Consider the following 14330-nt stretch of genomic DNA (forward strand, 5'->3'; position numbering starts at 1 on the left):
AAATAACACGATTGTTTGCCAATTATAAATATTAATAAAAATTATACTGTATGAGAATACTTATAATTGGTAATGGAATGGTTGGCCACAAATTCTGTGAAAAGCTGATAAGTAAAAAACTGCCAGGCCTCGAAATAACTGTTTTTGGTGAAGAGCAATATGCTGCTTATGACCGTGTACACCTCAGCCGTTTTTTTGAAGGCAAAACCGTTGATGACCTTACCCTGGCGCCTGCCGGATGGTATAAAGAAAATGGCATCAACCTGCACCTCGGCGACCCCGTACAGGCCATTAACCGCACGGCCAAACTGGTGCATACCTTTAAAGGTTTTGTGATACACTATGATATCCTGGTGCTGGCCACAGGGTCTTCCGCTTTCGTGCCGCGCATTGAAGGTGTTGAAAAAGAAGGCGTTTTCCTTTACCGTACTATTGAAGACCTTCATCTTATACAGGCTTATGCAGCAAAAGCCAAAACAGGGGCCGTTATAGGTGGTGGGCTATTAGGCCTGGAAGCCGCCAAAGCGCTACTCGACCTGGGAATTGCAGATACACATGTTATAGAATTTGCCCGGCGGCTAATGCCCCGCCAGTTAGATGAAACCGGCTCCCAAATGCTGATGACTACTCTAACAAGCCTCGGCCTTACTATTCATACCGATACCAATACAACCAAGATCATAGGCAAAAAAGCAATTACAGAAATGCAGTTTGCTGATGGCTCCTCTCTTAAAACAGATATGCTGGTTATTTCAGCAGGTATTAAGCCCCGCGGCGAGCTGGCACTTGAATGTGGCCTGGAAACCGGCATGAATGGAGGCATTGTAGTAAATAATTCCATGCAAACTTCTGATGAATCTATATATGCTATTGGTGAATGTGCTTTATATAATGAAATGATCTACGGCCTGGTGGCCCCCGGCTATGAAATGGCAGAGGTAGCAGCACAGGAAATATGCGCAATGGTTGACAAAGCCCAATCATCCGCTAGGAAACAATTTACCGGTTTTGATATGAGCACCAAATTAAAACTGGTGGGCACCGATGTTGCCAGTTTTGGAGACCCTTTTGCCAGCGGTGATGACGTGCGCAATATTGTTTTACAGGACACTGTAAAAGGTATTTATAAAAGGATAAATGTATCAGCCGATGGTAAATATTTATTAGGCGGTATTCTCGTGGGCGATGCCTCTCAATACAACCTACTTCTGCAAACCTTCAAAAACAAAATTTTTCTGCCGCCGCATCCTGAAGATTTGATACTTCCGGCAAGGGAAGCTAAAAAAGATAATGGCGCCGGCATTGTTGCTTTGCCCGATGATGCTTTGATATGCAGTTGTGAAAGTGTTTCCAAATTAACTATTTGCCAATCGGTTTCAGAAGGTGGCTGTGAAACAGTGGATGCAATTAAAAAATGTACGAAGGCCGGTACGGGCTGCGGTGGTTGCCTGCCTATGATTAAAGACCTGATGGTGCATACCATGAAGCAGCATGGAAAATATGTGCGCAATGTATTGTGCGAACATTTTCAATATAGCCGCCAGGAGCTTTTCGACCTTATAAAAATACATGAGCTTAAAACCTATAATGATGTTTTAGATCAGCTTGGCAATGGTGATGGCTGTGAAATATGTAAACCTGCTGTTTCTTCTATCATTGCCAGTTTGTGGAATGAAATGGTGCTTGCAAAAGGCAATGACACCGCCCAGGACAGCAACGACCGTTTTCTTGCCAATATCCAGAAAGGTGGTACCTACTCTGTAGTGCCCCGCATCCCCGGCGGTGAAATCACCCCCGAAAAATTAATTGTCATTGGCCAGGTAGCGCAGAAATATGGTTTATATACCAAAATAACAGGCGGCCAACGTATAGACATGTTTGGTGCACATCTCAGCGACTTGCCTTTCATCTGGGGTGAATTAATTGAAGCGGGCTTTGAAAGCGGCCATGCTTATGGTAAAGCTTTGCGTACCGTGAAAAGTTGTGTGGGCACAACCTGGTGCCGTTTCGGCTTGCAAGACAGTGTGAGCTTTGCTATACAGGTAGAAGAACGTTACCGTGGGCTAAGGGCGCCGCATAAAATAAAGTCTGCCGTTTCAGGTTGCATAAGAGAATGCGCCGAAGCGCAAAGCAAGGATTTCGGCATTATCGCAACCGAAAAAGGATGGAATTTATATGTATGTGGCAACGGCGGCAGCAAACCACAACATGCCCTGCTGCTGGCAACTGATATAAACAGTGAAACCTGCATTAAATACATTGACCGTTTTTTGATGTTTTACATACGCACTGCCGACCCTCTCACCCGCACCGCCACCTGGCTTAACAAAATGGAAGGCGGCATAGATTACCTGCGCAATGTGGTAGTGAACGACAGCCTTGGGATGGCTGAACAATGGGAACAGGAAATGCAGCAACTGGTGAATGCTTACCAGTGCGAATGGAAAACTGCTATAAACAACCCTGAAATAAGAAAGCGTTTCAATCACTTTATAAATGCGCCAGGAGAAAAAGATCCAACCGTGCAGTTTAACCAGCTAAGGGAGCAGAAGAAAGCTGCCAACTGGTAAAAAGTTCTCTTGATTAGAAATAAAAAGGACTCTACGATTTGCCTGCCATCAACCAAAAAAACAACAACCATGATGCTACATGAAGCCAATGTAAAAAAAAGTAACTGGTTCGCTGCCTGCCGCGTGGAAGACGTGGCAGAGAACGGCGGCGTTTGTGTAAAATATGAAGACACGCAGATAGCGCTATTCTATTTTACCCGCCGCAATGAATGGTACGCCACGCAAAACGAATGCCCGCATAAAAAGCAAATGGCTTTAAGCCGCGGCATGATCGGCACTAAAAGCGATGAACCGAAAGTAGCCTGCCCGTTTCACAAAAAAACATTTTCGCTGGCCACGGGCGAATGTTTAAGCGGCGATGAATGCGCTATTAAAACTTACCCGGTAAAAGTGGAGCACGGCATTGTGTTTATCGGCGTAGGTGAAACAATAGAATGATGCAGGGCATTATTTAATTTTTGTAACAGGCTATTCGCAGTTGGCAGGTTACGATTTTCAGGAGTTTCAACACTTGCGCAGCTAAGGTTTCCGCTTGCAGATACGCCGCCAGACGCAAGAACGTTAGACCGGTAGCATTAAAAGCATCATTATAAAAATCATTCTTCAATTAACATCAACATCAAACAACATTTCTTCAAACCAATTGCTAATAATTAAAAATTAAAACTTATGGACTATGTATCTCCCAAAGAAGTAGCCGGCGCCATGATGAATGCCGCCGTTACCAAATCATCGTTACCGGTAAAAGACCTGCTTATCCGCAGCATGCTTTCAGGTGCATTACTGGCAATCTCTGTTGTGCTGGCATTTGCAGCAGTAACGCAAACAAAAATTCCGCTCATCGGCGCTATAGTTTTCCCGGTTGGCTTTGTAATTATTATCGCACTTGGCCTTGAACTGGTAACTGGCAGTTTTGCACTGGTACCGCTTGCTTTTCTTGAAAAGAAGATAAGCGCCGGCACTATGCTTAAAAACCTGCTTTGGGTTTTTACAGGTAATCTTATCGGCAGCCTGTTGTTTGCTTTTTTTTACTGGGCTGCTTCAACGCAGATGGGAACAAGCACTGCGCCAGGTGCAGTAGAACAAATGATGGTTACCGTTGCCGAAAAGAAAACCATTGCTTATGCACAAATTGGTACAGCAGGCTTGGCAACTGCATTTGTAAAAGCTATTCTCTGTAACTGGATGGTTTGCATGGGTGTGGTGATGGGGCTTACATCAAAATCAACCATTGGCAAAATACTTTGTGCGGGCATGCCTATTTTTATCTTCTTCGCTTTAGGTTATGAACACGCTGTTGTAAACATGTTTGTAATACCAGCAGGAATAATGTTTGGCGCCAAAGTTTCCATTAGTGACTGGTGGCTGTATAACCAGCTTATTGTAACTGCCGGCAATATAGTTGGCGGGCTTGTATTTACAGGCATGGCCGTTTATTATACACACGGAAAACAAACAGAAGACCAGGAACTGATGCTGCAAAAAGCTGCATAACTAAAAAGCAGCCTGGCTACATTTTATAGGAATTTATTCTAAAACAAGTGTGCATTTTCTATCTAAAAATGCAGATGATATTTATTGTCAATTATTCAATATGAAACCAATATTTAAAACCATAATTTTCGGGTTAACAGCTTCCTGCTTTTATAGTACCGCATCGGCGCAATTAACCGTATCGGCACAACTACGTACAAGAACAGAATACCGCGACGGCCTGGGAGCGCCTTTGCCAAAAGATGAAAACCCGGCACTGTTTACTTCACAACGCACAAGATTATCTGCTGGCTTCAGCACTTACCGGTTGAAATTAGGTATAACAATACAGGACGTGAGGGTTTGGGGGCAGGATGGTTCGACCATTAACCGCACTACAACGCAGGATAATAACGGGTTAATGTTGCATGAGGCCTGGGCGGAAATTGGCCTTACAGATACGTCTAATAAAAGATACAGCATAGCCCTTAAATTAGGCAGGCAGGAAATAATTTATGATGACGAGCGATTGATGGGTAATCTCGACTGGCCGCAGCCGGCACGCCGTCATGATGCGGCTTTGCTGCAATTCAATTCAAACCAATGGATGATACACGCTGGTTTTGCATTTAACCAGAATAAAGAAAATGCAAGCGATACAAAATATAACCCAACGCCTGCCGGTAACTATGCAGCCAATACAAACGGCGGCAGTATGTATAAAAGTTTTGAATACCTCTATGCCGGCAGAAAGTATGAACAGGGAAATATTTCGTTTTTATTCTTTAGCGACCAGTTCAGTAAATATCATAACGACATTACAAATGATGTGCCTTCAAAAGTTTGGGATAATGGTACATGGACAAGGTTTACAACAGGGTTTTATACGATAAATAATTTTAATAAAATAAACGTCTCTGCTTCGGCATACTACCAGTTTGGAGAAAATGCATCAGGAGAAAAATTATCAGCAGCCTTGTTATCTGCCAACGCGTTTTATAAAGTGAATAAAAAGTTTAGCGTTGGCCCCGGCATTGATTATACTACAGGTGGTTCAAGCGGCAATAAAAGCAATGCTTTTGACCCGCTCTATGGAACGCCGCATAAATTCTGGGGATTGATGGATTATTTTTATGCAGGCAGTGGTTTTGGCAATAAAGGCTTGATGGATTATTATCTGAAAGCAAAGTATGCAGCATCTTCATCATGCTCGTTTACAGCGGGCGTTCACCAGTTTAACAGCAGCAGTTCTGTATATAACAACAACGGTGATAAAATGAGCCTCAATCTTGGAACCGAAGCAGACATCACCGCCAACTATGCACTTACTAAAATAATAGGCTTCGAGGCAGGTTACAGCCATTTTTTTTCCACGGCATCGCTGACATCGCCTGGTGTAAAAAATATAACGAATGCGCAAAGCAATAATAACTGGGCTTACCTGATGATAAAGATTCAGCCATCTTTTAATTTTAAATAACGACACATAACACATCAACGGTGTTTTAATAATAATACCTGCAATATTTGATTGCAGGTATTATTATAACAGGTTGAGAAAGGCCAAACTACTTCGCTTCCTTCACTTCAATCAAAAGATTCTTTTTAAAGCTAATTTTTAGCTTAGGATTATCGCCGTTAATTATTCCAAGGTTATTATTATTTACATAATCATAAACGCTGTATTTTTTACCTGCAGCTAACCCTCTTAATTCAACTTCGCCATTAAAATCTGCGTTGTAAAAACTGTAATACATAGTGTCGCCTTTTTGTATGCAATATGTTTCAGGATCATCGTAACCAATATCATATAATTCTCCGCGAAAGATGCCTTTGCTTAACATCTTTTCATTATAAATATTCAGCCACTTTTCAAACAGCTTTTCCTTTTCCGGTGTTAATAAATTTTCATCCTTACTTTTTACGCCGGTTGCAGGATAAACAAATTTTGTTCCCGGCACCGCGCCAATACCAATTTGCGAAGCAAAATCTTCTTTGGTATCTGTAAGCTCAACATGATCACCAAAATAAGCCGTCTGCGGCATCAACGCCTTATATATTTTATTCTTTAACCGCACCTGCCAGCTACTGGTTGGATCGCTTGCTACAAACTGGTTGGCATAAGGCATGTGATAAAAATTCATCACATCGCCGCACGGGCAAAATTCAATCACCGCATCTGGTTTTATACTTTTTGCCGTTTCATAAATTACCTTAAACAGCAATGGCAGCTTTTCAAAGCTTTGTTCAGGATAGTCAATATTATGATCGCCATAATCGGGCGCGCATGCATTCATATACTGGCCATCTAATTTCAGTGCATCAAAACCCCAATCCTGCATAAACATTTTTACAGTGTTCCTTGTTTCTTCAATTACTGCTTTATCGGTTGGCGACATATAATAAGCATCCCACCACGTTATATATTGCGGCGCCCCGTTTTCCTGCTGCAACAAAATATCAGGATGTGTTTTCAAGACTTTACTGCCAGGATCTGCAGCCATGGGCGCCCACCATAATACAGCTTTCATTCCCTGTGCATGAATGCTGTCGACAAAGGCTTTCATCTCTGCATCACCGCCAGGAAAATGTTCTTTATTTGTATGCCAGTCGCCTTCCGCCTGCTGATAACCATCATCCAGCCCAACCCATTTAAACCCGAGTTCTTTTACTTTGGGCAGCGTATTTAAAATCTCCTTTAAAGTAAAATCCCTTTCATAACCCCATGCGCACCAGATTGGCTCAAACGCAGCAGGTTCAGCAGTTGCAGCCCGTATGCCTTTTGTTTGCATGAAGTTTGAAAAGTTGCGCAACGCAGCAAAACAATCCTTTTGATGCACGCTTATAAAAGTTTCAAAAGTGTTCAGCGTATCATTTGGTTTTAAAATTTCCGGTTCGGGATAATCATACCGCACACTCATGTTTGCAGCATCTGCATATTGATCAAAATCTATCGGCAATGAAACAAGTTTGGCAACAGCTTCCGTATTGCCAATTGCAATCCCTGCATCTCTTCTCCATAAATCAATAACAGGAATGCCGCCGCCATAATCTGAAGCATTCATGCCCATAAAATTTTTTTCATAAAAACCGCGATTAACTTTTTGAACCCAGTCGCGCCGGTCTGCATGCGAACTGCCCTGGAAACTCCAGAATGCTGTTGTATCGCTTGACGGCAATACATTGTATTCGTTATTCACCCATTGTATAACAGGCAATTCTTTATTGCTTTTATTGATGTATTGCACATTGAAATAAGCCGCATCGGGAAAATTATTATAAACTTTTATAGAAAGTATCTTATCAATATGATTGATGTTATCTGATCCGAAAAATTTCCATTCAACGCCATTACCTGCAGCATCGTTAATGGTATTTCTTTCTTTTTTTATAAGATGAAATTCTTTTGCTGTGAAATATTTTGTTTGAATATATTCTGATGAAGAAAAGCTATTGATTAATGGTTTCGCATTATTGAACGTTGCATTCACTTTTGTTTGCAAAACATCATTCACTTCAATTTTTAAATTCTGATTGGTGATAATAGTTTGCGCTGATGCGATGCAAATGATGCAGCAATTTAAAAATGTTACTAATAGTTTATTCATTCCTGAATGGTTTTATTTGTGTCTTTGTGTCTTCATGGTTCAAAACAAAAGCTGTCAAGACTAAAGGTTGGGCAAAACCTATAAGGTTTATAAACCTTATAGGTTTATCTGTATTCGTTCATGATCTTTTCCGCATTCTTTCTGTATAACTTTTCCAGTACTTCTTCAGGCAAATCCAATCCATATAAAGCCCAATGGTAATTGAACATTTCCGTTTCATAAAAATGCTCATCAGCGCTTTCCAAAATCCTGAAAGTAGTTAAATACATGTGTTCTTCAGGGCTATTATCTGTGCCATACAATAACCTGTCCTGGTATTTTGTAATAAAAGCAGCCGCATACCTTGGCACCGGCGCAATCTCCGCATAACGTGCTGCGATATCAGCATATAAGTTTGGATACTTATCCAGCATATCACCCAAGACTTGTAAATTAGAACAGGAGTTTGCCAAATGGCAGGCAATAAAAATTGTTGAAGGATTATCACGCACAGCATTTTCCAACGATTTAATCAATGCATCATGGCCAAGCTTTCCTGGCTTATTCGTATCTACATGCCATTTGGCTGCATTCATTAAACCATCATTCGTGCTGTCGGGTGTTTCATACATCCATTCATCTTCCGCCACATGAATGCTTATGGGTATATGCAGCGCTGCACATTTTTCAAGCAATGGCTTCATCTGCGGATCATCAATATGCAAACCCTTTCCCGGCGTTGGTTTTGAATACAATTCGCCTTCACCTTTATCACCCAATTCACCCACACCTTTAGCTCCTTTTTTATAGCATCTTTCCAATTCCTGCACTGCATGTTTTTGCCAGCCGGTAGTGCCATAACCTGTATAATCAAACCCGCACCATAGCTCAAACCTGTCCGGATGCTTACTGTATTTTTCAACGGCGCTGTCAAAACCTTTGCCGGTTGCATAAGTGAACACCATTGTTTTCTGAATATTCATTTTATCCATCAGCTTAACCCAGTCATCAACATCATTTTGTGTTTGCACATAATCATGTGAATGCATATCGATAATTGGAAAAGCAGCTTTCTGTATATTGGCAGTTGGTGTTTTGTAAATAGATACAGGCCTGTAATTATTCAATAATAAATTATCAGCCTTCGTTTGTGCGAAAGAGTAATGCACAAAAATGAATGTGAAAACAACCAGTAATTTTTTCATAATGCAAACTGCTTTAGAGATTTTAGTCATTGATCCGCCAATGCTTAAACATTGACCACATCAAGTTTCCTGACAATCAAATCCTTCACTGCATCAATCGCTTTTGGAAACACTTTACGCAGGTCAATCTCATCGCTTTCAGCCAATAACGATTGCAACTTTTTCATAAATGTGTTTTTTGTTTCTGTCGCAAGATTGATCTTGCTGATGCCATTGCGAATAGCTTCCTGCAACTGCTCGCCGGGAATACCGCTGCTGCCGTGCAAGACCAATGCACAATTCACTGCAGCTCTGATTTCCTTTAAGCGGTCAATGCGCAGCTTTGGTATTTCTTTATAAAAGCCATGCGCATTTCCAATGGCAACTGCTAATGCATTAATACCTGTTGCTTCTACAAAACGTTTCGCGTCATCAGCGCCCGTTGGTTCAAATGTATGTGACTGATTGAGCTTAGCTATGTAACCCAGTTCAGCTTCAACATTTGCATTATAATGCTCAGCAATTTTTACAGCCTCTTTTGTAATGCGCACATTTTCATCAAATGGTTTTTCACTGGCATCAATCATCACACTGTCAAAACCGGCATCAAGACATTTTGTAACAATTTTAATACTGCTTCCATGATCGAGATGCACCCAGCCTTCCACACCAAATTCTTTCAACATAACCCTTGCCATTGCAACAGCAGGTTGAATGCCGAGATATTGTAAAGAGCTTTCACTTAATTGTAAAATAAGACAGCTGTTGGTTTGCTTTGCCGCCAGCAACAATCCCTTTAATGTTTCAAAATTGTAAAAATTAACTGCCAGCAACGCTTTGCCTTCTTTGGTACAGGCAGCCAGCTTTTCTTTCATCGTCATTCTATGGTATAATTAAATTTTTTGAATGCTGATTTTTTTACAGACTGCAAATCGGTGAACGCTGCTGTACCGCCAAAAGCAGTTGTATTCAATGCGCCGCAAGCAGCGCCCATTTCTGTGCAATCCTTTAATGATTTATCGCGAATGAATTGCCTTATAAACCCTGCATCAAAACTGTCGCCGGCGCCAATGGCATCAGCAAAATCATCGTTTATGAATGCAGGTTGTTCTATCACTTCATTTTTATAAAAAACCGTGGCGCCTTCAATGCTGTTTTTTACAACAATAATGTTGGCAAAACTTTTTATTGAAGCAACCGCATCCTGTATATTTTCTTTGCCGGTTATATTTTTTAATTCTTCCGCATTAGGCATGAACACATCAACATTTGGCAGTAAATTTTTCCAGTCGCAATCCCATTTTTCATAACTGTCCCATTGCGGATCAAGAGAAGTAGTTAAGCCAATATTTTTTGCACGTTTAAATAACTTTACAAGACCGGGCTTTAATGCCGGCTGGATAAAAACCGAACTTACATGAAGATGCCTCACATCGTGGAGCATGGCATCTGTTATATCGTTTTCACTCAACGCATTCATGGCGCCGGGATAGGTAACCATGGCGCGGTTTTGTTCAAAGTTGAAAGCAACTGTAACGCCAGTTTGTAATGTATTGCTGCGAATAATATTATCTGTGGCAACACCTTTTACTTCAAGGTCTTTAATTATCTTTTTCCCGAAATCATCATCACCTGTGCAGCCGCAATAATTTACGGAAACGCCCAGTGCGCTTAGGTTTGAAGCGAAGATGGCGGAGCTGCTTCCAAGCGTATAAACCATTTTATCCGCAAGAATTTCTTTGCCTGTTTCAGGAAACTGCGCAAGCCCGCTTAAAATAAGGTCGATGTTTAATTCGCCGGCAACCAGTACATCAAATTTTTTATCCTGCACTTTTTAAGTGAAAATTTAAAAATGAAAATTCAATTTTATTAACAGCGGTTATTCATAATTTATATTGTTATACCTGTTTCGAAAGAATAAATAGTTACGCCTTGCACCACCCTTGATATAGCGCCATTTACCGATGGGTTATCAGGCGATAAACCAACATCCAGGCTTTTATAAAAAGCCAGTATTTGCGCAGGTACTATTGCACAAACAGGAAGAAAATCTTCTTCAATACGTTCCTGCCTGTTACCAAAATTTATTTGTGCACCTACTTCAATCCCGCTTTCATTTTTTTCAGTTACAGCCAATTCATATAAAGCATTATTACCGCTTTTCATAGCGCCAACGAGATCGTGCTCGTATTGCTTTACATAATCATTATTGCTGAAAAAATATACTACCAATGTTTGCTTATCAATCACAGCTTTCGGGCCGTGCCGCAGGCCGAGATAACTGTCTTCTTTACAAATTATTTTTCCATCAGTCAATTCCTGCAGTTTAAGCGCCGCTTCAGTTGCCGTGCCAAGCAAATTTCCTGAGCCCAGGAACATGGCACGCCTGAAATCTTTGACAGCAGTCTTTTGCAACGTAGTTAATGCATCTGATAAAATATGCCCGGCTGCTTTTATTAATAACTGCACCTGATTTTTTATAATGGATGGATGATTGATATACGCCATCATCAGGCCCGTTAACAACATGCCTGAATAACTGCCTGTCATGGCAAGGCTTTTATCATTAGCCGTTTCAGGCAATACGAAAACATATTTTGGATTTGTTGTTTCATATTGCGCCAGCGAACCATTTTCATCGCAGGTAATAATAAGATGAAAACATTTTTTTGAAAATGTATCGGCCAGTTTAAGCGCGGCATTGCTTTCAGGGCTGTTGCCACTCCTGGCAAATGATATAATCAATGATGTTTGACTGGCATTAAAATAATCCTGCGGGCTTGAAACGATATTGGTGGTAGCAATGGCCCTGCTTTGAATTTTTGTATTCCTGAAAAATGCGCCTTCAAGCGAAAGGCCGATAAAAGCGCTTGTGCCTGCACCCGTAAAAATAATATTATCTGCTTCTTTATAAGCATGGGAAAGAAATGCATGAACCGATTCACTGTGCTCAAAAAATAAATGTTCAACAGCATGCCATAAATCAGGCTGGCCGGCAATTTCTGCAGCCGTTAAATGTGCGCCTTTTCCTTTTAAGTAACTTTCATCCAGACTAAGCAATTGCATGAATTAAGGTTTATAAACAAAAGTAATGATTATAAATTTATCTTTCAAAATCTTTCTATTTTCTTCATAATCTTTCTATTTAAATAATAAAATTGTGCTTAAGATTGTTTTTCAATAAATATTCTGATATATTAGCTGAAATTTTACATCCATGGCCGAAAGGAAAGAGAGATTTACCGTATCGAGACGAAAGAAAATATTGGAACATATAAAGGAGACCGGCGAAGTAATGGTAACGCAATTGAGCAGGGAATTTAATGTGAGCGAAGTAACCATTCGCAATGACCTTGAGCACCTGGAAAGAAAGAATTTATTGGTTCGCGCAAGGGGTGGCGCTATTCATACGGAAAATCATGTGGGGATAGACCAGCGGATTACTGAAAAACATAAAATTCATGCAGCAGAAAAAGCAGCTATAGGCAAACTGGCTTCTTCTTTAATTAATGACGGAGAAACCATAATAATTGACAGCGGCACCACTACTGCAGAAATTGTAAAACACCTGGATGGCATAAAACATTTAAACGTTGTTACCAATGCATTGAATATTGCCAATTTGCTGGCGGCGCACCCGGCAGTAAATGTAATAATTCCGGGCGGCTATTTAAGGCAGAATGCCATGAGCCTGGTTGGGCCGTTGGCAGAAAAAAACCTGCGCAATTTTTTTGTTGACAAAGTTTTTTTAAGCACTGATGGCTTTGATACCAAGCAGGGCATTTTTACGCCCAACATTGATGAAGCGCATTTAAACGGGATCATGATTGAAATTGCCAAAGAAGTGATCCTTGTTACCGACAGCAGCAAGTTTAAAAGAAAAAGCCTGGCGTTTATTTGCGGGCTTGATAAAATAAAGAAAGTAGTTACCGATAATGGTATTGCCAGTGATGACAAAAAACGTTTGGAAGAAGCAGGAATTGAGGTGCTGGTAGCGGGATAAATTATCGAATAAATGATAGACCAAAATTTTTGCGAATTTCTTGAATTTGTATTAACGAAAGCTTTTGCTAATTCACAAGATAATTTAATAAAACGTTTGTGGTGTGACGGCGTATTATTGCCTCAATCGGAAAAAGAAATCTCCAAAAAACATATTAATGATAATAGACAAATTGTAACAACTGCATTCATTGGAGAAAGCGGGCAAGATAAATATCAATTGACAATTAGCCTTGGTAAAAAGGCTTTAAGCAAATATGCAAGAAACTTAAAAATAGAAGAATGCATTCCTCCAGCAACTGAAAGCTATTGGTATAAGATTGACACCATAAATAAAAAATTGACAGTCAATCTTTATTAAAACGGCTACAGAACAAACACTCACTCGCTCAGCAGCACAATTGCCACTGCAGCCAATATCAAACCGATCAATAAAATTGTTCCTGGGAAAACAGCATAAATAATTAAAGAAATAATGATCGTTATTACAGGCGATAATCCCGTAAGCGGCACCACAATGATTGCTTTTCCATAGCGTAACGCATATACTAAAGTAAGCGCCCCGATAGCATTTAATATCTGTATTATAAATGCGAGGTAAGGCCCTTTAAAACCCCAGTTGATGGGTTGCGAAAAATCGGTCATCCATATTGCAAAAGGCGATAGTAATAAAGCGCCAATGGCCATGTACATAAATATGCTTTCCGCTTTCATGGTATTGTTGCTAAACTTCATTACATAAGCCTGCAACCCCCACATAATAAAAACAATTACAGAAAGCCACAGCCAGCTATTGCCCGAAGTTTCACTGCCCGTTAATTTGGGGTTGGCCAGGAAAACTGCAGCAATTAATGCAAGCGATATGCCTGTCCAGTGTTTTTTATTGGTATGCTCTTTTAAGAATACAACAGATAAAATAATAGTAAGCACAGGAAACAATGATATTAATGGAAATACTATATAGGCAGGGCCTTCGCGCAGGGCTTCAAATAAAATTAGCTGGCCACCGGCGCCAAGCAGGCCTACTATTAATCCTAAAAAAACAGAACGCTTATCCGTTTCAGGTTTCCACTTTATAATGTTTAATGCCACCAATGCGCATGGTATCATAGTTAAGCTCCATACCACATAACCTAATGTTGCAGGGAAACCTGCTTTTTCAGGTATTTCAATAAAAGCGCCCCAAACGCCCCAGAATACCGTAGTAATTATCGCATAAAACAGCCAGAGTTTCGACGATCTTATCATCAGCTATAATAGTTTTTGTTTTATAAAAATAACTATAAAAAACTTTTAATATTTTTTATTTTATTTTTATTTCTTTCGTTATCTTTGGTTTCGTTATAAATCTTTCGAATGTATTGTTTGCAAAAAAATTGAATTATTCGGGAATAAAGCCCGGTTTACGGGAATTAAAAGATCTTTTTAATACGACAAGATTGTACATAAAACCATTAACGTTATATACAGCACTTAGCATTGAATTATAAATTTTATACCTGCTGTTAATTATA

At 40.2% G+C, this 14330-nt stretch carries 12 protein-coding genes; 6 read left to right on the plus strand and 6 right to left on the minus strand.

The genetic code is table 11. The features are described from left to right. Positions 1-50: 50 nt before the first annotated feature. The 4 genes from nirB to BM015_RS16110 all read left to right on the plus strand — a co-directional run bounded on the left by nirB (position 51) and on the right by BM015_RS16110 (position 5523). Positions 51-2570 carry a nitrite reductase large subunit NirB gene (gene nirB, locus BM015_RS16095; RefSeq protein WP_090660858.1) on the plus strand — a complete coding sequence of 840 codons (2520 nt, stop codon included), beginning with the start codon at positions 51-53 and terminating at the stop codon, positions 2568-2570. Positions 2571-2639: 69 nt separating this feature from the next. Further along, positions 2640-3008 carry a nitrite reductase small subunit NirD gene (nirD, locus tag BM015_RS16100; protein WP_245751460.1) on the plus strand — a complete coding sequence of 123 codons (369 nt, stop codon included), beginning with the start codon at positions 2640-2642 and terminating at the stop codon, positions 3006-3008. A 231-nt stretch (positions 3009-3239) separates the two neighbouring features. Continuing rightward, on the plus strand, positions 3240-4064 hold the full coding sequence (locus BM015_RS16105; RefSeq protein ID WP_090660861.1) for a formate/nitrite transporter family protein: 825 nt from the start codon (positions 3240-3242) through the stop codon (positions 4062-4064). A gap of 100 nt (positions 4065-4164) precedes the next feature. Next, positions 4165-5523, plus strand: a complete 1359-nt coding sequence (locus tag BM015_RS16110; RefSeq protein ID WP_090660864.1) for an alginate export family protein — start codon at positions 4165-4167, stop codon at positions 5521-5523. Between the two features lie 88 nt (positions 5524-5611). Here the strand turns inward: BM015_RS16110 and BM015_RS16115 are convergent, their stop codons facing one another. From BM015_RS16115 to BM015_RS16135, 5 genes are all read right to left on the minus strand, one after another. Beyond that, a complete protein-coding gene (locus tag BM015_RS16115) occupies positions 5612-7651 on the minus strand; it encodes a glycoside hydrolase family 36 protein (RefSeq protein ID WP_090660867.1) in 2040 nt (679 codons plus the stop codon). Positions 7652-7755: 104 nt separating this feature from the next. Further along, positions 7756-8835, minus strand: a complete 1080-nt coding sequence (locus BM015_RS16120) for an amidohydrolase family protein (RefSeq protein ID WP_090660870.1) — start codon at positions 8833-8835, stop codon at positions 7756-7758. Between the two features lie 44 nt (positions 8836-8879). After that, positions 8880-9695, minus strand: coding sequence for a class II fructose-bisphosphate aldolase (locus tag BM015_RS16125; protein WP_090660873.1), 816 nt, complete (start codon positions 9693-9695; stop codon positions 8880-8882). Then, positions 9692-10645: a carbohydrate kinase family protein gene (locus BM015_RS16130; RefSeq protein ID WP_090660875.1), complete on the minus strand. Its 954-nt coding sequence runs from the start codon at positions 10643-10645 to the stop codon at positions 9692-9694. Before BM015_RS16130 ends, BM015_RS16125 begins: the two co-directional genes overlap by 4 nt. Positions 10646-10704: 59 nt before the next feature. Continuing rightward, a complete protein-coding gene (locus BM015_RS16135; protein WP_090660877.1) occupies positions 10705-11880 on the minus strand; it encodes an SIS domain-containing protein in 1176 nt (391 codons plus the stop codon). A gap of 151 nt (positions 11881-12031) precedes the next feature. Between BM015_RS16135 and agaR the strand changes: the two genes are divergently transcribed. Together agaR and BM015_RS16145 are read left to right on the plus strand one after the other, a co-directional pair. Then, the gene (agaR, locus tag BM015_RS16140; RefSeq protein ID WP_090660880.1) at positions 12032-12817 is read left to right on the plus strand and encodes a transcriptional repressor AgaR; all 786 of its coding nucleotides are present in this window, start codon (positions 12032-12034) and stop codon (positions 12815-12817) included. A 12-nt stretch (positions 12818-12829) separates the two neighbouring features. After that, the gene (locus tag BM015_RS16145) at positions 12830-13177 is read left to right on the plus strand and encodes a hypothetical protein (RefSeq protein WP_090660883.1); all 348 of its coding nucleotides are present in this window, start codon (positions 12830-12832) and stop codon (positions 13175-13177) included. A gap of 20 nt (positions 13178-13197) precedes the next feature. Here BM015_RS16145 and BM015_RS16150 read toward each other — a convergent pair whose 3' ends face one another. Continuing rightward, positions 13198-14064: an EamA family transporter gene (locus BM015_RS16150; RefSeq protein ID WP_090660885.1), complete on the minus strand. Its 867-nt coding sequence runs from the start codon at positions 14062-14064 to the stop codon at positions 13198-13200. Between the last annotated feature and the right edge of the window lie 266 nt (positions 14065-14330).

This window comes from Parafilimonas terrae (assembly GCF_900115755.1).
In the GTDB taxonomy this organism is placed as follows: domain Bacteria; phylum Bacteroidota; class Bacteroidia; order Chitinophagales; family Chitinophagaceae; genus Parafilimonas; species Parafilimonas terrae.